Source organism: Larkinella sp. C7, assembly GCF_006149005.1.
Classification (GTDB): domain Bacteria; phylum Bacteroidota; class Bacteroidia; order Cytophagales; family Spirosomataceae; genus Larkinella.
On the sequence record NZ_VBSL01000003.1, the window covers coordinates 203,991 to 227,875 of the forward strand.

At 52.7% G+C, this 23,885-nt stretch carries 17 protein-coding genes; 8 read left to right on the forward strand and 9 right to left on the reverse strand.

Translation table 11 applies throughout. The features are described from left to right. Positions 1–89: 89 nt before the first annotated feature. The gene (locus FH871_RS09235) at positions 90–3,179 is read right to left on the reverse strand and encodes a putative Ig domain-containing protein (protein ID WP_138991159.1); all 3,090 of its coding nucleotides are present in this window, start codon (positions 3,177–3,179) and stop codon (positions 90–92) included. Positions 3,180–3,464: 285 nt separating this feature from the next. After that, positions 3,465–7,367: an ATP-binding protein gene (locus tag FH871_RS09240; protein WP_171062802.1), complete on the reverse strand. Its 3,903-nt coding sequence runs from the start codon at positions 7,365–7,367 to the stop codon at positions 3,465–3,467. A gap of 445 nt (positions 7,368–7,812) precedes the next feature. Here FH871_RS09240 and FH871_RS09245 point away from each other — a divergent pair, with 445 nt between their 5' ends. Next, positions 7,813–8,976, forward strand: coding sequence for a glycoside hydrolase family 43 protein (locus FH871_RS09245; protein WP_138991161.1), 1,164 nt, complete (start codon positions 7,813–7,815; stop codon positions 8,974–8,976). A gap of 63 nt (positions 8,977–9,039) precedes the next feature. On the opposite strand, the gene FH871_RS09250 is transcribed toward FH871_RS09245, so the two are convergent. Next, a complete protein-coding gene (locus tag FH871_RS09250) occupies positions 9,040–9,915 on the reverse strand; it encodes a DUF808 domain-containing protein (protein WP_138991162.1) in 876 nt (291 codons plus the stop codon). A gap of 146 nt (positions 9,916–10,061) precedes the next feature. Further along, positions 10,062–10,217, reverse strand: coding sequence for a hypothetical protein (locus tag FH871_RS33095; protein WP_171062803.1), 156 nt, complete (start codon positions 10,215–10,217; stop codon positions 10,062–10,064). A 273-nt stretch (positions 10,218–10,490) separates the two neighbouring features. Here FH871_RS33095 and FH871_RS09260 point away from each other — a divergent pair, with 273 nt between their 5' ends. After that, complete coding sequence (locus FH871_RS09260) at positions 10,491–11,243, forward strand: succinate dehydrogenase/fumarate reductase iron-sulfur subunit (RefSeq protein ID WP_138991163.1); 753 nt, start codon at positions 10,491–10,493, stop codon at positions 11,241–11,243. Beyond that, a complete protein-coding gene (locus tag FH871_RS09265; protein WP_138991164.1) occupies positions 11,236–11,997 on the forward strand; it encodes an OBAP family protein in 762 nt (253 codons plus the stop codon). The genes FH871_RS09260 and FH871_RS09265 overlap by 8 nt, the downstream gene beginning before the upstream one ends. Positions 11,998–12,029: 32 nt before the next feature. Here the strand turns inward: FH871_RS09265 and FH871_RS09270 are convergent, their stop codons facing one another. Together FH871_RS09270 and FH871_RS09275 are read right to left on the reverse strand one after the other, a co-directional pair. Continuing rightward, positions 12,030–12,506 carry a response regulator gene (locus FH871_RS09270; RefSeq protein WP_171062804.1) on the reverse strand — a complete coding sequence of 159 codons (477 nt, stop codon included), beginning with the start codon at positions 12,504–12,506 and terminating at the stop codon, positions 12,030–12,032. 146 nt (positions 12,507–12,652) lie between these two features. Beyond that, complete coding sequence (locus FH871_RS09275; protein ID WP_229317201.1) at positions 12,653–13,516, reverse strand: response regulator transcription factor; 864 nt, start codon at positions 13,514–13,516, stop codon at positions 12,653–12,655. A 106-nt stretch (positions 13,517–13,622) separates the two neighbouring features. On the opposite strand from FH871_RS09275, the gene FH871_RS09280 reads away from it, so the two are divergent. Then, positions 13,623–15,905 carry a hypothetical protein gene (locus FH871_RS09280; protein WP_138991167.1) on the forward strand — a complete coding sequence of 761 codons (2,283 nt, stop codon included), beginning with the start codon at positions 13,623–13,625 and terminating at the stop codon, positions 15,903–15,905. A gap of 300 nt (positions 15,906–16,205) precedes the next feature. Here FH871_RS09280 and FH871_RS34120 read toward each other — a convergent pair whose 3' ends face one another. From FH871_RS34120 to FH871_RS09290, 3 genes are all read right to left on the reverse strand, one after another. Continuing rightward, complete coding sequence (locus tag FH871_RS34120) at positions 16,206–16,319, reverse strand: DUF6766 family protein (RefSeq protein ID WP_306439234.1); 114 nt, start codon at positions 16,317–16,319, stop codon at positions 16,206–16,208. 236 nt (positions 16,320–16,555) lie between these two features. After that, a complete protein-coding gene (locus FH871_RS09285) occupies positions 16,556–17,824 on the reverse strand; it encodes a sensor histidine kinase KdpD (RefSeq protein ID WP_171062806.1) in 1,269 nt (422 codons plus the stop codon). 242 nt (positions 17,825–18,066) lie between these two features. Then, positions 18,067–18,480: a response regulator gene (locus tag FH871_RS09290; RefSeq protein ID WP_138991169.1), complete on the reverse strand. Its 414-nt coding sequence runs from the start codon at positions 18,478–18,480 to the stop codon at positions 18,067–18,069. A 245-nt stretch (positions 18,481–18,725) separates the two neighbouring features. Between FH871_RS09290 and FH871_RS09295 the strand changes: the two genes are divergently transcribed. The 4 genes from FH871_RS09295 (at position 18,726) to FH871_RS09310 (ending at position 23,812) form a co-directional block, all read left to right on the forward strand. Further along, a complete protein-coding gene (locus tag FH871_RS09295; protein WP_229317152.1) occupies positions 18,726–19,961 on the forward strand; it encodes a glycosyltransferase in 1,236 nt (411 codons plus the stop codon). A 20-nt stretch (positions 19,962–19,981) separates the two neighbouring features. Then, the gene (locus FH871_RS09300; protein WP_229317153.1) at positions 19,982–21,271 is read left to right on the forward strand and encodes a family 1 glycosylhydrolase; all 1,290 of its coding nucleotides are present in this window, start codon (positions 19,982–19,984) and stop codon (positions 21,269–21,271) included. Between the two features lie 52 nt (positions 21,272–21,323). After that, positions 21,324–22,445: a UDP-galactopyranose mutase gene (glf, locus tag FH871_RS09305; RefSeq protein WP_138991171.1), complete on the forward strand. Its 1,122-nt coding sequence runs from the start codon at positions 21,324–21,326 to the stop codon at positions 22,443–22,445. A gap of 572 nt (positions 22,446–23,017) precedes the next feature. Next, positions 23,018–23,812 (forward strand): hypothetical protein, encoded by a 795-nt coding sequence (locus FH871_RS09310; RefSeq protein ID WP_138991172.1) that lies wholly within the window; start codon positions 23,018–23,020, stop codon positions 23,810–23,812. Positions 23,813–23,885: the final 73 nt, after the last annotated feature.

Below are 23,885 nucleotides of genomic sequence, written 5' to 3' on the forward strand. Positions count from 1 at the left end.
GTTATTGGTTTTGATCAATGGGAACGGGCTGTCGGGCTCTGGCATCGAACAGTGACCCGTTCCTTTACCGATCTGATCGCTTATCCTATTTACTGCTTCAGGATTTTCAGACTGACCTGTTTCAGGCCACTACTGACCTGTAAGAACAGTAAGCCTGCCGGTTGTCCCTGAACCGATACCGTCGGCCGCTCTACCGGTTTTGCCGCGTCAATGTGCCGCTGGCCGATCAGCCGCCCCCCGGCATCCGTCAGTTGCAACCGGAGCGGCTGGCCTTCCGCCCCCCGGATTTCGACCACCACCTGATCCGAAACCGGGTTGCCCAACACCGTTACCGCAAGCTGCGAAGCGGTTTCGGCCGACAACCGGGCCGGGGCACACTGGTAGGCCTTCGGGGCGCCTTTCAGGTCATAGGTGCTGCCCAGCACCCGCGCCCGAATCAGCGTCCCGTTGGTCACACTGCCCGGTGGCGTGAAGTTGTAGGCATGCGCTCCGTTGCCCTTCCCGGCGTCTTTCAGATCTTGGCGGTAGATGTTGGCCAGCGTACTGCCCAGAACCGTTCCCGATCCCTCCAGATAGAATTCCACCGTGAGCGGGGTGTTGGGCTTGTTGCGGTCCCAGACCCAGCCGCGGATGCCGCCACAGTCGAGCTTGTCGAGATAGCCCTCGAAGCTGCCCGTCACGGTCGTGGTGGAAGCGGGGTTGATGGTCAGCGGAAAACTGACGGAATTGGTCAGCACGCCATCGCTGGCCGAATAGGTCAGCACGAAGGTGCCTGCTTGCGTCGGTGTGCCCGAGATCACCCGGCTGGTCATGCTGATCGACAAACCGTCGGGCAATCCGGTGAGCTGGTAGGTGAGGGGTTGGGCTTCGGGATCGGTGAAGGCGACGAGCGTACCGGAGAAGGGCACGCCGACCTGGGCCACCAGGGGCGCGATGAGGATGGTTGGCGAGGGGGGCACGGGGGCTTTGTTGGCGGGCGATCCGGTTCCCTGACAGATGAGGGCTTTGGGGGAATCCTTCAGGATGAAACTGCTGCCGCTGACGCGGGCGGAGAGATTGTGGGACAAGCCATCTTTCAGATTGTCAGGGATGTTGAAGAAGAAGGCGTGTCGTCCGTTGCCTTTTCCGGCGGATTGCAGGTCTTGTCGGAAGACGTCGGCGGAGAGGGAAGCAATGACGTTGGGTCCGTCGAGGATGTCGACGGGGACGGGGGAGTTGGGTTTGTTGCGGTCCCAGGCCCATCCTCGGAAGGTGGCACAGTCAGCACCGTAGACAAAACCGTCGAAGGAGCCGGTAATGAGTGGGGGCGAAACCGTTATCGTAGTGGACGCCGTAGCGGAACAACTGCCAGTGGTGCAGGTGGCCGAGTAGACCAGCGTACCGGTGGCGGAGGTGGGCACGGCGATGGCGGTTCCGGTACCGCTGGTGCCGTTGGGGCCGGTCCAGTTGAGGGTGCCAGTGGTGCAACCGGTGATGGAAAGGGCGACGCCCGGGGTGTTCTGAAAAACCGGTTGGGTGGAAACGTTGGAAGTAAGCAGGAGTGCGGCCAGCGGAGAGCCCTGGAACTCATACGCCCCAAGATCGATGGGGCCGTCGTTGAAAAACCGGGAATTGCCGGCCAGATCCGTGGTAACACCGTTAAGGGCCGTAGCGCTGTTCGTTCCGGCATTGATAGCGGGCGAGCAGGCCGTCAGGCTCAGGTCATCACTGGCCGCATCGGTGAATTTCGGATCCTGACCAACCCGGTTGTCGCCACTATCCATAAAACCGGTCGCCCCGGTTTCGATCAGGCTGTGGGCAACCGTGAGTGATAAATTTACACCCTCTTCAACCGCGTTAAAAAAAGCAGTTGCCCCGCCGTTATCCCACAGGATGCAGTTGATCAGGCTGTGAATCGAACGAACCGTCGAAGTACCTCCACCATCCGTATCGATGCCTCCCTCATTATAGATGACGTTACCTTGATTCTCGGTAGACGTATTCTGGTAGAAGCTACAATTGATCAGCATCGAACGATTCAAAGCCGACGTGCCATCACTTGTTCGTCCAAAGAGGTCATTAAAAATGGCTCCTCCGAGGTCGGCCTGGTTGCCGATAAAAATGCAATTGAGCATGGTCAATTGAAGATTGCCCTGTGTATTGGCATCGTTTTCCACCGCTCCACCCCGGCTTCCTTCGTTGCGGATGAAGCGGCAATTGGTAAAGACCGGCTCCAGCAAACCGTTTTGACTGTTGTTGTCGACGGCAGTCCCTTCCGTGTTCTCGATGAAACTGCAATTGGTTATTCTGGGATGGCTAACCGACAAATTCCCGGTTTCATCCGCATCGGAAGCGGATTCTGTCCTTAGCGCATAAAAGGTATTCTGGGTAAAACTACAATTCGTCAGGATGGGGTTGGAAGTTCCGCCATCGTCAACATAGGTCCTGAATGCGCCCCGGTTTTGAGAAAAACTACAATTGGTCAGGCTGGGACTCGTGGTTCCTCCGTCATTGGCGAAACTATAGACACCGCTTAAATTCTGAATAAACCGGCAGTCTGTCAGGATGGGGCTACTGACTCCTCCTTCTCTCCCATTGTTGTACAGGGCACCACCTTCGTACGCGAAGTTCTGAATAAACGTACACTGGTTCAATGTCGGGTTACTCTGGTTGCCCGAACCACTGCCGTCATTGACCATCCCTCCTCCCGATCGATTGCCGTCCAGGTTATTGGCATAGCCACCCGTAATGGTTATGCCATCGAGCCGGGTCTGGGCGCTGGCATTTTTAAATTGAACGACGTGATAGCTGTTGCCATCATCCAGCGTAGAGTTATTGTCGATGTCACCCGATAAGGTGGTACTGGATGGATTCGTCGTGCGGACATCGGTTCCGGCGGTATACCCCCCGTACACCTGTACGCCCGAAGCAATGGAAAACGATTGCGTTCGGTCGGTCGTGGCCGTTGGCTTGTAGAGTCCAGCCCCCACCAACACGGTGGTACTGGCAGGTGATTGGGACAGCACGGCCTGTAATTGGGATGCGGGATAGGCATTTGTCCAACTATCGCCGTCTTGCGTACCGTTGCCGGTTGGGGTTACGTACTTGATCTGAGCGGAAGCCGTCAGAACACTGAAAAGCAGCAGAGTACAGGTGACGAAAAGACCAATCGGTCCAGGGAAGGGTAGCTTTGTTTTCATAAGTATACCCCGGGCGGTTTAGGTGCCGGGTCGGAAATGGCCCAAACGTAGTCTTCGATTCACAAACTGACTATCGCAATTTTCCCAATTCCTATAACAATCTTCCCACGGATCAAAAAATGGACATTGATCCCCAAAAATCATGCTCATGGGGTTAAAGTTGGGATAATTGCGATCGTTTTTGGTAGAATTGTGGCAACGGTCTGGTCGGTTTGCCACCATGAGAAGTGCGCTTATCCAATCCGTAAAAATGTGGGGGGGCGGTGTGGCTTCAGCGTGCCTTGGCTAGTCCAGTTTGACCTTTGCCTGATACTCCCTCGGGGTCACCTGGTAGTGTTGCCGAAACATCTTGGTGAAATGCGCGGGGGAGTCAAAGCCCACCAGGTAGGCGGTTTCCGATACGGCTCTTCCCTCTTCCAGCAACTGAACCGATCGCTTCAGCCGGTGTACCCGAATGAAATCACCGGGCGTCACCCCCGTCACTGCTTTCATCTTGCGGTACAGGCTCATCCGGCTCAGGTTCGTATACTTCTCGATGTCTTCGACCCGAAATGCCGTGTTGTCCAGATTGGTTTCAATGAGTTGGGTGATGCCGGCCAGCAACGGATCGACGGATACCGGGGCCTGAACCGGTTGCGGGGGGGCGGGATGCGTCAACCCGGCCTGTAGTTGCTCCCGCAGCCGACGCTGGTTTTCGAGCAGATTCCGCACCCGCAACTGCAACTCCTGTACATGAAACGGTTTGGTCAGGTATTCATCCGCTCCCCGCGTCAAGCCTTCGATCCGATCCGCATAGGCGACCTTTGCCGTTAGCAGCACCACCGGAATGTGGTGGGTCCGCAGGTCGCTTTTCAGGTGGTTACACAGCGTATAGCCATCCATCACCGGCATCATCACATCACTGATGACGACATCCGGCATTCGTTCAAGGGCCAGATTCAACCCTTCCTGTCCGTTGCGGGCCTGATCCACTTCATACCCGGCAGACAGGCTCTCGGTGATAAACTGCGCCAGTTCGACATGGTCTTCTACGACCAAAATTCGAACCGGTTCGTCCTTCCCGTTTTCATTGGACGGTATCAACTGCCCCTCATCGGCCAATCGGCCCTTTTCGGTCGGTTGCGCCATTCGAACCGGCAACCAGACCCGGAAGAGCGTGCCCAGTCCTTCCCGGCTCTCCACCGTGATCTGCCCCTGCTGGCTCTCCACCAGTTCTTTGACCAACGATAGCCCGATGCCCGTTCCCAAGGGTCGGTTTGGAGGGGATTCCGGTCTCGCTTCTACCTGATAATACCGATCAAAGATCAATGGCAAACTGGCGGGTGGAATGCCAATCCCCGTATCACTTACCACGAGTTCAACCTCTTGCTGCGTTCCTTGCAGGGGGTGAATTTGAACCCGCACCTGCCCCCCTTCCGGCGTAAACTTCAGGGCATTCGACACCAGGTTATAGACGATCGGTTCGAGCTTGTCCGAATCGAACCAATAATGGGACCGCAACGCATTTTCGAAGACCAGATCGATGCCCAGTGCTGACGCCTGTTCCCGAAACGGCAACAGCCACTGATCAACACACTGGCCTATGTCCCCCAGCGACTCGTTGACGGTCATGAGGTTGGCTTCCAGTTTGGAAAAGTCCATCAACTGGTTGATGAGCCGCAGCAGGTGACGCGCCTGGGTCTCCATGATCGAAACCCGGCGCTGAATTCCGGGTTCAAGGGGCTGTTGCAGCAACTGTTCGGCGGGCGACAGGATCAGTGTCAGGGGCGTTCGGAACTCGTGGGTGACGTTGGCAAAAAACCGGGTTTTCATTTCATCCAGTTCCCGGAGTTTCGCGGCTTCGTGTTCTTTCAGCGCTATCGATTGCTGCATTTTGAGCCGGTTGACGTAATTCCGAAACAGACCGTAGGCAATTCCGACCCCGGCGATGGTGTAGAAAGTATACGCCCACCAGGTGGCCCACCAGGGCGGATGAATGACAATGCGCAGGGTTCGAATTTTCGGACTCCAGACACCGGTCAAATTGGTTGCGTTCAGGCGCAGGGTATAGGTGCCGGGCCTTAAATCTGTAAAAACCGCTTCGGGCCGCTGGCTTTCAACCCAGGTGGGTTCCAGGCCCACCAGTTGATAGCGGTACCGGTTTTTGTCGGGTTTGTTGAACTGCAAAGCCGCAAACCCGATGGTCAGGAAGTTCTGGTTGTCGGGTAAACGCAGCTCGTGGATGGCCTGAACGGGTAACTCGCCGAGAGGAGAATCCGGGCCCGGAACGACCGGTTTATTGTTGATGGAAAGGGTGGTGATCTCGGTTGCGGGCTGAAACGAATCCGGGCGGATGTGGCCCGGATAGAACGCCGTAATGCCTTCCAGACCACCCATCAGGATGCGGTCATTCGGCAGATGCAGAAAATGGTAGCGGTTGAACTCGTCGGCCAGGATACCATCTTCGGTCGTGTAGGTCTGGGTCGCCAGGGTCCGGCGTTGAATTTTACAAATCCCTTTGTTCGTCCCCACCCAGACCTGCCCTTTTTGATCGGGAATGACGGAGTAAATGACGTTGTTGGGCAGACCGTTGGCTACGGACAACCGTTGGCTCAAACCGGTTTTTTTGTCGAATAGACAGGCTCCGCTGCCGAAGGTGCCGATCCAGAGCCGATCGGGTCGGTCAGGGTCGGTGGCCAGGCATAACAGATTGTTGCTGCTCAGGGAGTTTGGGTTGTCGGGATCGTTTTTATAGCTGGTTAGTCGACCGGTTTTGCGGTCGACCCGAACCAGTCCTTCGCTCGGTGTTGCCAGCCACAAGGCCTGATCATCGACGGTGAACATCAAGGTCGTTTTCCGGATGGCATATGGAAAACGGGTCCACCGCCCTGGTGATTCGTCATACCGATACGCCGTGGAATCCAGAAACGCCCACACCTGCCCCTGGCGGTCGGTGGTCAGCGGGCAGAGCCGTTCGCCGATGGCAATGTTTTTAAAACGGACGGGAAAGGGGATTTTTTCGGATTTCCGGGTCTTGAGATCAACCCGGTACAGATCAGAACTTCCGACATTGTACCAGAGCCGCCCCTGTCCATCGAAGGTATGGCGAAAGTTGTAGTTGGACAAAGACGGGTCGAGCGGGGGGATCTGATCGGGTGGTAAAGAAAGCCATCCGTTGTTCAGCAAATCCTTCACAAAACCGGTTTGGTAGGTTGCGGTTTGAAACGGACTGAGCCGTAAGTCATACTTCTGAATACCGTTGCCCGCAGTCCCGAGCCACAACACATTCGATTGGTCGATGAAGATACTGCGGTAATTAATGGGTCCATTCTCGTTCCCGGAACGGAGCAAGCGGGGGCCTTCGGCATCGGTAAAGCAAAATAACTTATTGTCCCGGGCAAAGTAAATCGTTCCCTTCTGATCGGCAGCGAAGTAGGTATTGAACAGTTCATTTTCCAAAGGCGGAATCGGATAGCTGCGGGCCTGGTGCGTAGCCGTCTCGAAAACTGTAATATGGTGGTGAAAGGCAACGACGAGGTCGCCATTGGGCCGCAGGTATAACCCGTTCAAATACGCTTCGGGCATCCAGCTGGCTTTGCCGGGTTGGTAGACATGCCGAAGAAAGGACTGCGAACGGTGGTCAAAATAATCAATTCCCTTGCTGGTAAAAACCCACAGATCATCCTCCGGCGTCGACTGAACGAAGCCAATCACATCGGAGGAAAGGGAGTTGGGCTGGTTGGGCTGGTGACGAAACAAGGTAGCTTTTTGCGTACGCAGGTTGAACGAGACCAAACCGGTGTTGGAGCGGACGACCCATAGCCGCTCGCCCCGGCGGTCGAAACAGAAGTCGCCGATCCCGTTTTTTCCAAACAGTTTTACAAAAGCCGGTTGCTGCGAAAAGTTGGTAAACTGTTCGGTAACCGGATCGAATACGTCGAGATCCTGGCGCTCTGAGGCAATCCAGATCTTTCCGTTGGGATCCACTTTCAGTTTGGTAATTCCGGCAAATGAAAGGGAAGGGCGCCGGTTCGGATCAGGCTGAAACACTTTGAACTGACTGCCATCGTAGCGGGCCAGACCGTCGCGGGTCGCCATCCAGATAAATCCCTTTTGGTCCTGCACAATGGACGGTACAAACGCCTGAGGCAGCCCTTGCCGGTCGGTGATGAACGCGGGCGCGGGCAGTTTATGAGGTTGCGCAAGCACGAAAGAACAGGGATTGAACAACCATCCCCAAATCAACCACAACAGGATCAAGTGACTGTCAATCTGTTTCATTCACACCTTTGAATTACCCTCACCATCAAATAAGAACACTTTTTCGATATGTTACTATTCGTAGATATACTTTTTACTGAACGTAGCAATTTTGGAAAATCGGGTTCGCTGGTCGGCTGTCATTTTTAGTGCTGACGCAAATGGATAAATTGGTTCCTTTTTGAGCTGACAACAACACGCGGAGTCGTCAATACATACGCTCCGGGCAGCCAGATAGTTTGCTCCGCACACAGGCTGTCTGGGCCCAAAGCTAACGGGGCGTTTATGGAATGTTAGATTTACCGTTTACCTTCGTGCTTTCCGGTTTGCACGAAGAAATGCACAATCCGGTCATCGTTCATCAAGTTCTGGCTTGTGTCAAAAGATCAATTCCATGAAACCCGTACTCCTCCTGCTCCTTTTTTTCAGTACCCCCTTTTTACGCGCTGTGCGGGCACAGAAGGCCCCGGTCGATGGCCCGGCAAAAGCTACTTTTTCCAATCCCCTGCCGATCCAATTTGGAGATCCTTACATTTTATACACCCAGGGTACCTATTATATGTACGGCACGGGCGGTGGAGCGGAGAAGGGGTTTGCCGCTTATTCGTCAAACGATATGGTTTCCTGGAAAGCCGAGGGACAGGTGTATTTTCACACGAACAAAAATGGCTGGAGTGATCCCAAAGCCAGTTGGGGCGGGGCGTACTGGGCCCCTGAGGTTTACGAAGTGAAGGGGAAATATTATCTGTTTTACAGTGCGCAATGGAAGGTAAACCCCACCCGGGAAGTGGAAAATTTCCGGATCGGCGTGGCCGTTGCCGACAAGCCTACGGGGCCTTTCATCGATCTGGCCGACCAGCCTATTTTTGATCCGGGGTATCCCATCATCGATGCCAATGTGTTTTTTGACCCGAATGGAAAAGTCTATCTCTATTATTCGCGTTGCTGCTATAAACACCCGGTCGAGAGCGAAGTGGCCGATTTGGCCCGGAAAAAAGGGTGGTATGAGGAGATTGAAGAAAGCTGGGTGTATGGGGTCGAGCTCAAAGCGGATTTTTCCGGTGTCGTTGGCGAACCGGTTTTGTTGCTGCGGCCCCCGGTTCAGCTCAACGACAAGCAGGCCGAATGGGAAAGTCGCTCGGTTACGGCCCGCGAAGTCAACCGTCGCTGGACGGAGGGTTCCGTCACGTTTAAAAAGGACGATACGTATTACATGATGTATTCGGCCAACCATTTCGGCGGTCAGTTTTACGCCATTGGTTATGCCACCTCCAACTCCCCCTTGGGTCCCTTCAAAAAAGCGGCTAACAATCCGGTATTGCAGAAAAATACCGACCAGGGAGGTTCGGTTACGGGCACCGGGCACAACAGCATAGCCTACTCGCCGGACGGTCGGGAAATGTTTTGCGTATACCACGCCAGAACGGCCAAAACCGGGGGTGAGCGAGTGGTTTGTATCGACCGCATGGAGGTGAAAAATGGAAAAATCACCATTTTCGGGCCTACCACGACGCCCCAGAAACGTCCTTCCGGCGCATCAAAGGCGTTAAAAGAGTAAACGCATGAGCCTTTGTATGGGTGCCCCGGCACAAAACCGACAAACCGTAGACGCCGATTGAGTTTATCCTTTGTTAGAAGAACGCCGAAGCGACTTGAAAACGGCAACAACGCCGGCCAGTATTAATCCGACCACCAAACCAACCCCAAATTCTTTCAGGATGGCCGGAAGGCCCGGAAATAAGGTGTGCAGGTAGTGGATGTTGTGCACAAATATTCCGCCCGCAACCAGCAGAAGAGCCAACGTCCCCACCACGCTTAAAATCCGGACGATAATTGGTAGAGCGCCAACCAGCACATGGCCCAGTTTTGACAGGAAACCCGTATGGTTCGACCGTTTGATCAACTTGTAGCCAGCATCATCCATTCGGACAATGAGCGCTACCAGGCCATAGACGCCAACCGTCGCCAGCAGGGCCACCACGGACACCGTCAAAATTTGTATCATGGAGGGTTGTCCGGCAACCGACCCCAGCGCAATGATGACAATTTCTACGGAAAGGATAAAATCCGTCGTTATGGCGGATTTTACTTTGACTTTTTCCTGGTCGACAGGAGGAGTGACTTGCGGGCTATCCGAGATTGCCTGCTGTTTGGGTGCCTTTTCCTTACCAAAGTAGTCGATTATTTTTTCGCCCCCTTCATAGGCCAGGTAACAACCGCCCAGCAGCAGGATGAAGGTGATGGCGACCGGAAAGAATGCATTCAGCAGCAGGGCAATCGGAACAATAATGAGTTTATTGATGAATGAGCCTTTCGTAATAGACCACAGGATGGGCAATTCTCTGTCGGCCAGGAATCCCGTCGCCTTTTCTGCGTTTACCGCCAGGTCATCACCCAGTATACCGGCGGTTTTGCGAGTGGCTATTTTTGTTGCTAAAGCAACATCATCCATTAAGGCAGCGATATCATCTAAAATTGCAAAAAAACCAGAGGCCATTGGTCGAGTGGATTATACGAAAACTTTTTACGGCTGAAAGATAGAGATAGATTGCCTCTAAAGTACCGTCTGCATCCATTATCTGATTGTTTGGGATCAAACCTAAGTCCATCCGGCAGCAGCTTAGAATTCGTAATAGCGATAGGTTAGTGGGTGAAGTACCGGGAAATCACCCCAACTATTTTCTTTAGAAAGGTCTGGTTTTCGGCGGTGAGGTCAGGTTGCATTTGAATATTCCGGTTCTTTACGGCAATGACAATTTTGGCCGCTGGCGATCCGATTTTAAAAAAGTGGTGGAGCATTGTCTGAAAGAAGGCGTGCGGGGTCAGCCAGGTAAGCCGGAGTTTTGTCAACCTCGGGAGCAATCTCGCCGATGACCATTCTAAAACCGTGATCGATAAGCATGTGGGCAACCGATGTTTGGATAAGCAGGTGTCCAAATCCTCACTTTTTTAAGCGACCTTATTTCTCCATTGTTCACCAGACGGTGCCAGATAAGCTGATGATAGCTTGTAGTTTACTCGCCCGCTTTTCAGTGTTTGTACCACAAGGTGTTGATCAGAAAACCGTATGTGATGAATGTAACCTTAAAGGTCTGGCGGCAGAAAAATAGCCAAACGCCCGGCAAACTCGTAGACTATCAGGTAACCGATCTGTCCCCGGATATGTCGTTTCTGGAGATGTTCGACGTGCTGAACCAGGATTTGCTCCACCGGGGCGAAGATCCGGTTGTGTTTGACCACGATTGCCGGGAAGGCATTTGCGGCTCGTGCGCCATGTTCATCAATGGCCGGGCTCACGGGCCTCAGACCGGCGGGGCGACTTGTCTGTTACACATGCGTAGTTTTGAGGACGGCAGCACGATTGTAGTGGAACCCTGGCGGGCCCGGGCCTTTCCGGTTGTCAAGGATCTGGTGGTTGATCGGTCGGCTTTTGATCGCATCGTTCAGGCGGGTGGGTATATCTCCGTCAATACCGGGGCGGCCCCCGACGCCAACGAAATTCTGATTGCGCGCGGGAAACAGGAACAGTCGATGGACGCGGCCGCCTGTATTGCCTGTGGGGCCTGCGTTGCGGCCTGTAAAAATGCGTCGGCGATGCTGTTCACGGCGGCCCAGGTATCCCGGTTTGCGGTTCTGCCCCAGGGGCAGCCCGAGCGCCATCTCCGGGCCGAGCGAATGGTAGCCCAGATGGATGCAGAAGGATTCGGAGCCTGCTCGTTCACGGGAGCGTGCTCGGTCGAATGCCCGGCATCCATCTCACTGGATCACATCACCCGACTCAACCGGGAGTACCTGGGGGCCAAATTAACCTCTGACAATGTATAAACACGGATATTCAACCCTGGTCTGGGTTCTGCTCATCTGCTTGACGGGCTGTGGTGGAAAAAATACCTCGTCCAATGTCGAGTCGCCAGGGGACGACAAAACCACCAAAACCGAAGTACTTGAAACCGGTGCGGATTTGTTGCAAAACAAAGCTCCGCTCCAGGCTATGAGCATGTATCTGGATGGTTTTCATTTTTACAGCGGGAATATAAAGGGGCAAATGGAAGCCCATCATTACTGCACCCAACTGAATGAAGACGTCGTTCAATGCATAATTTTCGACGGCAACGGCAAGGACGCCAAAATGATGGGCGTCGAATACATCGTGTCTGAGCGTCTGTTCAAAACCCTGCCCGACGAAGAAAAGAAACTCTGGCACAGCCACCACCACGAGGTGAAATCAGGAAGCCTGATTGCTCCCGGTTTGCCCTTGGTTGCCGAACACGAATTGATGGAAAAACTGGTTTCAACCTACGGAAAAACCTTCCATACCTGGCATACGGATCGGGATTTGAAGCTCCCGCTGGGCCATCCGCTGGTAATGATGGGGTTTACCAAAGAAGGCCAGTTGGCCGACAGCCTGCTCCGTCGGCGGGATGAACGGTTTCAGATTTCTACCGCGGAGAAAAACCGGAACCGGGCGGATATTCCGATGCCCAGAGTTCAGCCGGGGGCCAACGCCTGGGAGCAGGGCGAAATCCGGCAGTTGAAAGTGAGTACGGAAAAAGAACCGCTACCCCACCACGCGCATTAAGTTTTTTAATCCGGATTTTCCTGGACCGGCCGTTAAAAAGAATAGCGAACGGTGGGCAGGCTAGCGGTGTTCCACCAGTATTGTCGCAAGCCGTCGAAACGTTCCAGCCATTGGTCAAAGGCAAACGGTTTTACGACATAGCAAGAGCTTCCCCGCTCGTAAGCTTCCCGAATATCGTCGGGATGATCGGAAGAACTCAGCATAATGACTGGAATCGTACAAATCGGCATAGGGAAATGCCGGATTGCGTCCAATATTTGCCATCCATCTTCCCGTTGCGGCATGTATAAATCCTGGATAATCAACTGGGGTATATTCCACTCACAATCCTTCAATTCTTCCAGGTAGGATATTGCCTGTTCCGGCGTACCGACCTGCACGAGCTGGGCATCGGGGAAAGTCTGTTGTAATGCCTTTCGAATAACGATTCCTTGATCCGGGTTGTCTTCAACAACCAGTATTCTGGCGTTGCGAAGGCTGCGATCCCGATTTGACGGTTCTCTGTTCATACACGCATACATTTACGTTCAAAAGATTTATTCTCTGCGATCAGTTCGACCGACCTGCTGATACTGGGTAACTATACCGGAATTCAATGGGCAAATCCTGGCAATAGCGGGAGAAAAGACCCGCGATCAACTGCCTGTAAGCTCGGTCAATTTCGGGATGGTAAGGCCGCCAGATGAAACCAGAAATGGCCTAACTGGGCCATCGTCCGAGTAAAAATAGCTTGGTCTTCCAAAACCGTTACGACTGAGTTTGCCCATCCGGCATACGCCAGATTAACGGTTTCCGGGGTGTTTCTGGGTACCAGCAATAGGGTGGGAATAGAAGCCAGCCGGGGCGTTTCTTTCAACGATCGCAAGGTGTTCATTCGATCCGTCGTTGACGAACACGCATCAAGTAAAATCAAGGCCGGGAGCTGATCATCAGGCAATGAAAGTAGCAAATCCGGTATAACCTCGCCCCGATTCAACTGGTTTACCAGACAGTTCGCAAACTTGCTTTGAAAGCCTTTCCGTACCCAAGATGCTTTGGTTTGGCTATCGGTGACAATAATCACGGAAGGATCGTTTTTTCCAGGCTTTGTTTCAACCGGCTCCTCCGCAGAAGCCGATACATGGTCAATGAACTGGCGCCACCGGCGACGGCCCACCGGTAAAACCGTGCCGCAATTCATGCGGACTGTTCCTGCCATTTTCGAGCGCGCAGGCGCTATCCAGTCCCGAACGAACTGAGGATTGATCAGGGCGGTTTTATGAACTCGAATAAACTGGTCTAATCGGGTTTCAAAATAACGCAGTGGTTTACTGATCAATGTTTTTCTTCCGTTCGCAAAATTCAGCCAGGTGTAATTGTTGGCCCCCGATAGATAAGTGATTCCCATCGGGCAGTCGAGTAATTCATCTATAAAACTCATACGTATAGTTCCTACGTTAATTGGTAGTAGAAGCCGGTCAGTTCGATAATGTTTTTCGGAGTGAGACAATGGTCGTATGAAGATCTGAATAATGACCATCACACAACCCGAAAGATTCCGTTCCCTTACTTTTTGGTAAAAAAGCGGGACATTTTGACGTATAGGGGTTAGTATGAAAAATAGCAGGTTTAAACCTAAAGGAACCATGCAAACAAAATCTTACAACAGTCCCACCTATTGGCAAACTTTTACAAAAACCGAAGAAACCTCACAGTGGGTAAATGGACTCGGCCAGCAACTTAATCAGGCTACCCGTTGGGATGCCGTTCCTTTGCCATTCGAACCGGGCACTCTAAAAATCGGCCTGACGGCCAATTCCCTCTGGCTGATCGGGGAGTGGGGGAAGGCGGGTAAACTTGCGATTCGGACGTGCTTCGATCCGCAGGGAATTCAGGGCTATAAACACCTTCGGGCGACGGACACGCTAGTCGAATACCGGGTGCAGGGCGCGATCGGCGTTTTCCGGGTGGTGATCGAGCGGCCGCTTCCGCATCAACCCCTGCTTCGTTATACCACCTCTCTGAAGCCCAAACAGCCCTTCACAGTACAGGCTTTTCCCCGGGATTTGTATCTATTGGATACTGATTATGACCCCTTAACAACTGAAGGAATGGTGTATGTCACGCAGAACGGACCGACCTCTGGGATGACTTACCTGTCAATCACCCAGCCTGCAGAAGGGTCGATCTTATACTTTCAGAACTTTACGGCGCTCAACGACTACTGCCAGGTCACCCAGACGGAACCGTCCAACTCCGTTAAAGTGCAATGGCCGGAAGCCGGTTTTGCACTGCCTTCTTCCGAAAAACCGTTGGAAGCCGGGAAAGAAATTGTGCTGTCGGATGCTTTCATGTATTGCAGCGAATCGGTTCCGCAAAGCGAATTTGAAGCCGCTGACCAATTTCTGGAGGCAATGGCCTGCCTTTACAAACACTTGCCTAAACCCGAAACCGATTATTTTGATTGGCCGAAAATCGCTGAACGAACAATTCAGGCCCTGACTGAATCCTCGCACTGCGGACGCCGGATTCAGAAGCAGTACTACCTCAATGCCTACGTCGATGCAACCCGAAAACCGCCCGAAAGCATGGTACAACTGGCCATTCTGGTACCGCTTTGGGAGTACCAGGAATGGTTGGGGAAACCGATTCCTCTGGCTGGACAGCTCCAAAAAAATTTACCTTCTTTCTATGATAACCAGCATGAGGTCATCATGCGCTGGTTACCGGGCGAAGCTTTTAAAGACGAGAACCGCAATGAGGAACAGGATTCAAATAAAATCGACTCCTGGTACCTGCTGCATACGCTGATGAACCTGGGGCGGCTCGCCGAAAAGGGCGACACCGAAGCCAAAGAGCTGTTGTTTCGCTCGCTGGAGTTTGCAATAAAGGCTGCTCATGCGTTCAAGTATGACTGGCCGGTGTTTTATGATATTCGAACGCTGGAAATCGTAAAGGCCGAAACGAATGAAGGAAAAGGGGGTGAACTGGATGTGGCCGGGTTGTATACCCATGTGATGCTTCAGGCTTACGAACTGACCAAAGAACCGCGGTTTCTGGATGAAGCCATAGCCTCGGCCGATCGGTTGCGGGGCAAAGGCTTTGAACTGTTGTATCAGACGAACATCACCGTGATGAGTTCGCTGACGCTGGCCAAACTCTGGAAAATTACCGGTAACCGACTCTATTTCGATCTGAGCCGACTCAGCATTGCCAACGTGATCGCCCGCATGTGGATTTGGGAAGGCAATTTTGGCTTTGGGAAGACCCGCAGCACGTTCATGGGCGTAGCTCCGCTGAAAGATGCGCCCTACCTGGCGGCTTATGAAGAAGCCGAAATTTTTGCCACCATGCTGAATTACCTCAAAGAGGTTGGCAGGGATGTGCCCGATTCCATCCGCTTGTTGTATTCCGAATATATAAAATACCTCCTGCACCGGGGGCGGTATTATTATCCATCGGAATTACCTGCGGAGATGGTTTGTGAACAGCCCCGTGAGGGGCGGATTATTCGGGACCTGCCCATGCCGCTGGAAGATATTTCGACGGGCTGGACCCAGGCCGGTGAAGTAGGTCAGGAAGTGTACGGAGGAGCTCTGGCCTATATTCTGACTACCTATGCCTACAAGGAGTTTGCCGATATGCCAGTCGTGGTTTTTTCAGACTATCCTATTTACCAGGCGGAGTACCGGCTGACGGGCAAACGTAGCGGCTACGCCGTGATCCGGCTGGCGGGTACGGCCGACTGCCAGTGCCGGGTTCGGTTGTTGCCCAAAAACCGGAAGCTGCCAACCGTGCAACTCTTCGACGAGGATAATCCGGGCGGTTCAGCACTTAAGCCAGTCGAAAAAACGGGTCAGTATTATGATTACCGGGTTCAGGGAAATCAACGGCTTCGGGTGGAATGGAATCCGGGAGATCAGGTCTGATCTCCCATTCTTTTATTCCTGATTTATACCTACAAACGAACGCTCCGGAGCCGCAAACACACACGGCTGGCGAATCGCTGAATGGTAAACGAATTGTTATCGCGGGCGGCATAAACCGGAATCAGTCGGGCCAGTGCCATCTAACTGGGTTCATACGGTGCGCGAATCTTTACGTTCGGACGGCATCAGAAACAACGCGACGAAGCCCAAAAACGTCTGGGTAAAAGCGTTCATTTATTAACTAATTCCAGAACAACCGTTCACTGCTATACGTAGCCGGACCAGAAGTAAGATTTTATTTTAGGGAATGGGCCTATCCGCCGGTTTGGACTGGGGAGATCCCTTCTGACGCGGGAAAATGGACCAGGCTACGATCGCAGGCACCGATAAAAACTCGCTTTGCCTATTTTGCATCGACTGAAACCAGAACGGATTGGTTCCCACGGCTAAAGTGTCGGCAATCGCTTTTTCCTTTCAGCCTCTGCCTGGTATTCAGTTTTCTTTCCTGTCCGCGAAGGGAATTAGTCTCAGGAATAGAGCATAAATAATCAGGGCCGTGACTCGCTTTGATTATCAATGGTTTAGGATGCGTCGCACTTTCGACTGATCCATTGAACTTCTGTGGGTTGACTTTAGGGGCTGTAAGTTCTTCAGCGATCATTGCTGTGAACCAGCATGCGGATCCGGAACAATGTCCCCCAGCCCGTTTTTGTTTCGGTCTCCAGGCTGGCTCCCAGCAACTCACACAACCTTTTGACAATCGAAAGGCCAATTCCTTCCCCTTGACCTGCTTTGGAGGCCAGAACCGTGGTTGCTTCCCGGGCCTTGGCCGGGAGACTGGCAAAGCCAGTAGATGCTGTTGATTCTGAATCGGGAGACAACACCTGGGCAAGTGTATCGGCTTGTTGGCGGGGTAGACCAGGACCCGAATCCTGGATACTGATAATCCAGCGGTATTGATCCTCACTTGACCAGGAAACCGACACCCAGCCTGAGTCGGTGTGCTTCAGGGCATTCAGCACCAGATTCTGCACGATGCGCTGCATCAGTATGGGGTCACTTTCAACCATCAACTCCGTAGGGCCATCTGATTTCAGCACCAGTCCCTTTTCCTGAGCCAGGGATTGATAGCAGATCACTATCGAATGCAGCAATTCACCCGCATTGAAAGCATTGATGGCAACCGGCTCCTGACCTGCCTCCAGCCTGGCCAGATCCATGAGTTGAACGACCATATTGCGGACGGTCGTCAGGTTGCGATTGAGCATCGTAACCATCTCTTTCCGTTCGGATTCATCGGCATCCATTAGCTCCAAAAACGAAGCAGAACCTTGAATTACCCCGAAACTACCACGCAGATCATGAGAAGTTGTGCGCAGCAGATCGCCCCGCTGGCGTATGAGTTCATTGAGCTCTTCCAGGGTTTTTTCCAACGTTTGCGCCCGGCTGCTGGCGGCAATACGCTGCAATTCGGTGTACTGCTCGATGCTGCCTTTCATACACAGAGTAGTAAACCAAGCTAAATGCTCATAAGATTGGACAATCGGTTCGGGATAGGCTACCGGATTTAAGAGCCAGTACTGTCGGTATTCTTCCAGCAAAATCCGGTTCATGTGCTGAACCTCGCTCAGTAGTTCGTGCAAAACGTAGCCCTTCTGCCAGCGGTGTAAGCCGTGTTCTTCGGCCAGCAGCCCAACATCCACTTCCAGAGGCTGTTGGCGTAGTCGCCGTTCAAATTCATTGAGCATGAAAGGAACTTTATTATTAAAGTCCTCGCGGCTCAGTCCGGCAGTCGTATTGAACGCCGGATCGGTCTGACAGGCCGTCCGCCAGGTGTTTAAAACCGCTTCCCGGCGCGCTGCTAAGTAGGCAGACAAATCAATCAGCGATTGAAGGTGGTTAAAGGCCAAGGATTCCATACGGATTTCGTTATGGTTCAACATCCGGTTGAGCGGTTCGATCCGGAAGTGATACATCCCTATTGGGCGACCAGGCGAAAGAGAACGACAAGCTGTCGCAGTTGTAAGATAAACAAGGTAACTGAGCGTATGGTTTAGAATTTTATTTGGCAAGACTGGTAATGATAATGGAGATGAAGGCAAGTCGTAGCGTGACCTCCGAATTTTCTACGGTTTTTCCTGCATCCCGGAACGAATGTCGTCTAAAATGACTCATTAGAAACTCGGTCTTCGACCAAGCTTTTGACAAACTGAACCATATCGCTCATCGCATCCATTTTGGTTACAAATCGCTGAGCACCCAGTTGTCGACACTGATCTGCTTCGGGCCCGTCGGGCAGCGAGGACCATACCACAACCGGTAACCCTTGAAGATGGTCCTGGGACTGCATCCAGCGGAGGACATTGGGAGCCTTTTCAGGTAAGGGCCGCAGGTGATAATCCAGCAACAGCACATCCGGCCGGTACTTGGTGCTGGCCATGCAGTCCTTCAAATCGGGAACGGTGAGCGCAATTCTTAGGTGAACCTGATCCTTGTAGACCATCCTGACGGTAAGCTGCAGGAGCTTACCGATATCGATTTGATCATCGGCGATTAACAAATAAAATGGAGCCATCAGTCAAGTGATTGTTATACTGAAGCAAACCAGCTCTTCTGCGGATGTTCACGGATAGTTGCCTGGAAATAAGGGAAAGGTCCGGCCGCAAATTATCGATAGGACCATCTCCTCATTTGTGAGACCGCGAAACCGGCGCACACGCGTGAAAGTGGGTTACATCAATGAACTGGGATTCTTGCCAACGGGTCCAAATCCGCCGGGGATGCGCCGAGGTCGATCAATGATCATTAAATCAGCACACTATGTCTATTCATCCAACACTGGCCGGGATCAAAGCGGGTTCTGAACCTTTGTCCCAATTACGAGTATCAGAACAGGAAATATCAATCCCATCCGCTTATCAGTTACAGGATTTACTTTGTTTTTCGCATTTGCGTTGGAACTTTGTCTACCAACGCCCTCAACACCTGCTGAGCCGGGCAAGTCAGCACTTTCGGGTCTGGTTTTGGGAGGAACCTGTCAGAGATGATAATAACTGGCTGGAAGTCCGTTCGATTACCCCGCAGCTCCACATTCTTACTCCTCATTTGTTGCCGACTACCGGGCCTGAAGCGGAAATAGATCAGCAACGCCAATGGTTGAATGGTTTGCTGATCCAGCACGGTATGACGGATTATACTACGTGGTATTATACACCATTGGCACTGGCTTTTACCGATCATCTGAAGCCCCGGCTTACGCTTTACGATTGCATGGATGAACTGTCCGCCTTTCAGGGGGCTTCGCTCCAGCTTCGGGAGCAGGAAAAGCAGTTGTTGAAACGGGCGGATCTGGTCTTTACGGGCGGTCATAGCCTATTTGAAGCCAAGAAGATGCTAAATCCATCCGTCCACGCATTTCCCAGCAGTGTCGACTTTGCTCACTTTGCCAAAGCCCGTAAGGGCTTGCCCGATCCAGCCGATCAGCAGGCGTTAGCTCATCCGCGCATTGGTTACAGCGGTGTAATTGACGAACGAGTCGATCTCTCTCTATTAAGGGAACTTGCTCAACGTCAGCCCACCTGGCAGCTCATCCTATTGGGGCCTGTCGTCAAGATTGATCCGGCTACCCTGCCCCATGCTCCGAATCTGCATTACCTGGGTATGAAATCGTACGATGAGTTACCGGCTTATTTTAGTAACTGGGAAGTAGGAATGCTGCCCTTTGCACTCAACGAAGCCACTCGTTTTATCAGTCCGACGAAAACGCCGGAGTATCTGGCCGGGGGACTCCCGGTTGTTTCAACACCGATTCGGGATGTGGTCACAACCTACGGTGGCAGCGGTCCCGTCTGGATTGCCGATTCCGTGTTGACGTTTGAAGAATCGATTGGCAGAATTTTGCAAAACCATCCCAAACCTGACTGGTCGGGCGTTGATGTCCAGTTACGGCAACAGTCCTGGCAACAAACCTGGCAGGCGATGTTGGGATTGATGGAGGAACAATTAAGGGCCGAGGACGTTGACTCTCCGACCACGCAGCCAATGCTGTCCCTATGAGCGGGCAACCCGGATCCGCAGTGCCGATAGATTCGGCGCTGCAGCCGTTAGCACTCTGGGGCGGGATAGAGTGTACCGTTAACCGGGTGGGCAATTGCTACCAGGATCAGCTCCTACGGAACGGGCATCATCACCGTTCTGATGACCTCATTCAGATAGCAGAATTGGGCCTGAAAACCCTGCGATACCCGGTACTTTGGGAACGTACGGCCTCCGAGCGAATCGACCAGCCCGATTGGCGATGGGCGGATGAGCGCCTGGGAATGTTGCAGCAGCTTCAGATCCGGCCCATCGTTGGCCTGGTCCATCACGGCTGTGGCCCGCGTTATGCTACCTTTACCGGCTCAAATTTTGAGCAGCAACTGCCCCGCTATGCGCGGCAGGTAGCAGAGCGATATCCCTGGGTCGATGCCTTCACCCCCGTAAACGAGCCCCTGACGACCGCTCGCTTTTCCGGCTTAAACGGTCACTGGTTTCCACATAAGACCAATGACCGGGCGTTTGTCGAAATTTTGCTTCGCCAATGCAAGGCCACCGTTCTGAGTATGCAGCAGATTCGGCAAGTGAGGTCTGATGCCCAGTTAATCCAAACCGATGATCTGGGGCAGGTACATAGTACGCTTCAGTTAAGCGGTCAGGCGGAATGGGAAAATCACCGCCGGTGGCTAACCTGGGATTTATTATGCGGACAGGTTACGGAGCAACATCCGCTCTGGGATTATTTCCGCTGGGTGGGCATTGACCAGAAAGATCTGGCCTTTTTTAGCGATAACCCCAGTCCGCCTTCCCTGATTGGGGTGAACCATTACATTACCAGTGAGCGCTATCTGGATGAGCAGCTTTGGTCGTATCCGGCTCACCTGTGGGGCGGTAATGGCCGACACCGCTACGTGGACACGGAGGTGGTTCGGGCGGCACCGGAGCGACGCATCGGCTTGAGTGGTTTGCTAAAGCAGACCTGGGAGCGCTATGGGATTCCCATCGCCGTTACCGAAGCCCACCTGGGTTGCACCGTCGATGAGCAGATGCGCTGGCTCCTGGATGTCTGGCAGCAAACCGAGGAAGTCCGAAAAGTCGGCGTTGACGTACGGGCAGTTACCGCTTGGGCTCTTTTAGGTTCGTATGACTGGCATTGTCTGTTGACCCGCCAGGAAGGTCATTATGAACCAGGGGCTTTCGACGTGCAATCGGGTCATCTGCAAACGACTCCACTAGCCAATTTGATACAACGCCTGGCCACAGGACAGAATCCAGGAGCATTGGTTCCCCCCGGTTTAGGCTGGTGGCAAACGGTAGCGCAAGTGTGTTGACCCTGTTTTATTTCGTTTTAATGGATTGCTTACCACTTCACTTTTTCAATTTATGCATTACGATTATGTTATTGTCGGGGCGGGTTTTGCCGGTAGTGTATTGGCCGAACGTCTGGCGACGCAGTTGGACAAACGCATTTTGCTCATCGACAAACGGCCCCATATCGGCGGAAACGCTTTTGACTGTCTGAATGAAGACGGCATTTTGATTCACCAGTATGGCCCTCACATCTTCCATACCAATTCGCCTGAGGTCTACACTTATTTATCTCAATTTACGTCATGGCGCCCTTATGAACACCGGGTGTTGGCTGCTGTAGACGGTCAACTGTTACCCATTCCCATCAACCTGGATACGGTCAATAAACTGTATGGCTATTCATTTACGTCCGAGCAGTTGATGGCCTACTTTGACAGCGTTGGCGAGCCCGTTGCCGACATTCAGACGGCCGAGGATGTTGTCGTTAGCCAGGTAGGGCGGGATTTATACGAAAAATTCTTTCGGGGCTATACGCGCAAGCAATGGGGCGTTGATCCTTCCCAACTTGACAAAATGGTGACTGCCCGCATCCCAACCCGTACCAATCAGGACGATCGCTACTTTACGGATCAGTTTCAATGTATGCCCTTGCATGGCTACACGAAAATGTTTGAGAAAATGGTCGATCATCCAAACATTCACCTGTTGCTCAGTACGGATTTCAAAGAAATTAACCGGCAACTTTCCTTCGACGAATTGATCTATACGGGGCCAATCGATGAGTATTTTGACTGCTGTTACGGCAAGCTTCCCTACCGGTCGCTGCGCTTCGATCACCAGACATTAGAAGTGGCTAACTACCAGCCTGTTGGCGTTGTTAATTACCCCAATGATCATGCTTATACCCGCATTACGGAGTATAAGAAACTTACCGGTCAGGAACACCCTAAAACAAGCATTACGTTTGAATACCCCCAGGATGAGGGCGATCCTTACTACCCAATTCCCAGACCGGAGAACGCTGCGCTTTACCGTCAGTACAAGCAATTGGCCGACGGGCAGCCGGGGGTTCATTTTGTCGGGCGGCTGGGAACGTACCGGTATTATAATATGGATCAGGTGGTCGCTCAGGCCCTGACACTGTTTAAGAAATTGGCGGGTATCGACTCGCTTCAGGAGGCCATAAAAGGCTGATGGTAGTGATATTACCGTACGGTTTCCGCTCTTTGTCAGCGGTTTTTGGTTATGTCCACCCCGTCCGAACCACCCCGAAGCAGCATGCAAAAAAGAATAACCGCAGCCACTAGCTGGCTACGGTTATTGCCATCACCAATCATAAACATCAAACTTATCGTTGGGAACCATTTCGCGCTGATTGGGCCGACCGGGGGGCGGGCGAAGGGCCGCTCTGCTTCTGCAACCGTTTTGATTTCTTGTCATTACGGGAGCCGTGCCCTGCATTGTGCCTTCGCTACCGCGTCGCGTATGTCTGTCGTTTTTCAATGGCTACTCATGAAAACCCATATCCTTTGAAGTGAGTTACCGGAAAAACTAAAAGAATGAGGATTCGGCCTGCGGCTTTTCAGGATGCTGGTGTCGTCGCCGGAATGGACATGCGTCTTACCGGACCGGAACCTCATTTTAGAAGACGATTTTCATCAACCTTTTCCAGGCGCAGTTTCACTAAAACCGGGTTAATCTGATTTGTTGGGGGAATTAGCCCGTTTTCAGGGTGGCGGTTAACGATTTTAATAAAATAGGAATCAATGAAAAGTTATTGGATTTCAATATTCCTCCTGGGCCTTCTGGCTTGTGGAGGAGGAGGTTCCGGCACCGCCGATATCGATAGCGGAGGTGGGGCGCGCCATGCTTCAAATACATTAGGACGCCAGGTGAGTGGTTCCCGGCTGTTGAGCGAGCACTACAAATACAATATGCCGTGTTATTACATCAGTGAAGCGTCGCTCAAAGCCATGTTCAACCTGGCGGAAGACGCCCCCCTGATCTGGAAGGAAACCGAGAGTACCTGTGAAGTCGTCCTGAACAATAAAAAACTGGTGGTACTTTCGACCACCACCGACCGGCCGTTTGAGTCGGTTTTCCATGCCGATTTTTATTTTAGACGCCTGTATCAACCCGAATCCCTGGATCGTCGCAGCGGGAAACAACCCTTTACGGGCCCGGAGCCCCAGGGAACCGGTGCTGAAAGTCCGGTTGGCGGAGTTGGGGATACTTCGACAGCCGGAAACAGCGCCGTAGCGGGTGCTCCGAACGATTCGATTCAGATCCACGCGGCTCCGGGCCAATTGGCATCTGCTCAATTGAAAGACAGCGACGAGCTGCAAGCCGGACCCCAGCCCGTACCGGGGGTATGGGAAAAAGCCGTATGGGATGCGACAAGCAGAACGCTGCATATCCTGAATCTGCAGCACGTTTTTCATATCACGGTCAACCAGGGCCCAACGGCGAAAATGGATAGCCTGAATGCCACCAAACTTGGTGCGTTGCTGACCAAACAGGTGGACGACGAAGCGAACCAGGGAGAAGCCCCAATCTATTGATTCTGCCAGCGATTGCCTTTAAAATCGTAAGCCTGAACCTAATAAACACACAGCGAACGCCTTGTGTGAAGCC

Bases quoted from the DNA above. Each gene is read 5' to 3' on its own strand.
- FH871_RS34120 (WP_306439234.1), bottom strand. From the start codon at position 16,319: ATGCAAAATAGGCAAAGCGAGTTTTTATCGGTGCCTGCGATCGTAGCC.
- FH871_RS09310 (WP_138991172.1), top strand. From the start codon at position 23,018: ATGAAAAGTTATTGGATTTCAATATTCCTCCTGGGCCTTCTGGCTTGT.
- FH871_RS09275 (WP_229317201.1), bottom strand. From the start codon at position 13,516: ATGGTCATTATTCAGATCTTCATACGACCATTGTCTCACTCCGAAAAA.
- FH871_RS09265 (WP_138991164.1), top strand. From the start codon at position 11,236: ATGTATAAACACGGATATTCAACCCTGGTCTGGGTTCTGCTCATCTGC.
- FH871_RS09250 (WP_138991162.1), bottom strand. From the start codon at position 9,915: ATGGCCTCTGGTTTTTTTGCAATTTTAGATGATATCGCTGCCTTAATG.
- FH871_RS09235 (WP_138991159.1), bottom strand. From the start codon at position 3,179: ATGAAAACAAAGCTACCCTTCCCTGGACCGATTGGTCTTTTCGTCACC.
- FH871_RS09245 (WP_138991161.1), top strand. From the start codon at position 7,813: ATGAAACCCGTACTCCTCCTGCTCCTTTTTTTCAGTACCCCCTTTTTA.
- FH871_RS09260 (WP_138991163.1), top strand. From the start codon at position 10,491: ATGAATGTAACCTTAAAGGTCTGGCGGCAGAAAAATAGCCAAACGCCC.
- FH871_RS09280 (WP_138991167.1), top strand. From the start codon at position 13,623: ATGCAAACAAAATCTTACAACAGTCCCACCTATTGGCAAACTTTTACA.
- FH871_RS09270 (WP_171062804.1), bottom strand. From the start codon at position 12,506: ATGAACAGAGAACCGTCAAATCGGGATCGCAGCCTTCGCAACGCCAGA.
- FH871_RS09285 (WP_171062806.1), bottom strand. From the start codon at position 17,824: ATGGAATCCTTGGCCTTTAACCACCTTCAATCGCTGATTGATTTGTCT.
- FH871_RS33095 (WP_171062803.1), bottom strand. From the start codon at position 10,217: ATGCTCCACCACTTTTTTAAAATCGGATCGCCAGCGGCCAAAATTGTC.
- glf (WP_138991171.1), top strand. From the start codon at position 21,324: ATGCATTACGATTATGTTATTGTCGGGGCGGGTTTTGCCGGTAGTGTA.
- FH871_RS09295 (WP_229317152.1), top strand. From the start codon at position 18,726: ATGTCTATTCATCCAACACTGGCCGGGATCAAAGCGGGTTCTGAACCT.
- FH871_RS09290 (WP_138991169.1), bottom strand. From the start codon at position 18,480: ATGGCTCCATTTTATTTGTTAATCGCCGATGATCAAATCGATATCGGT.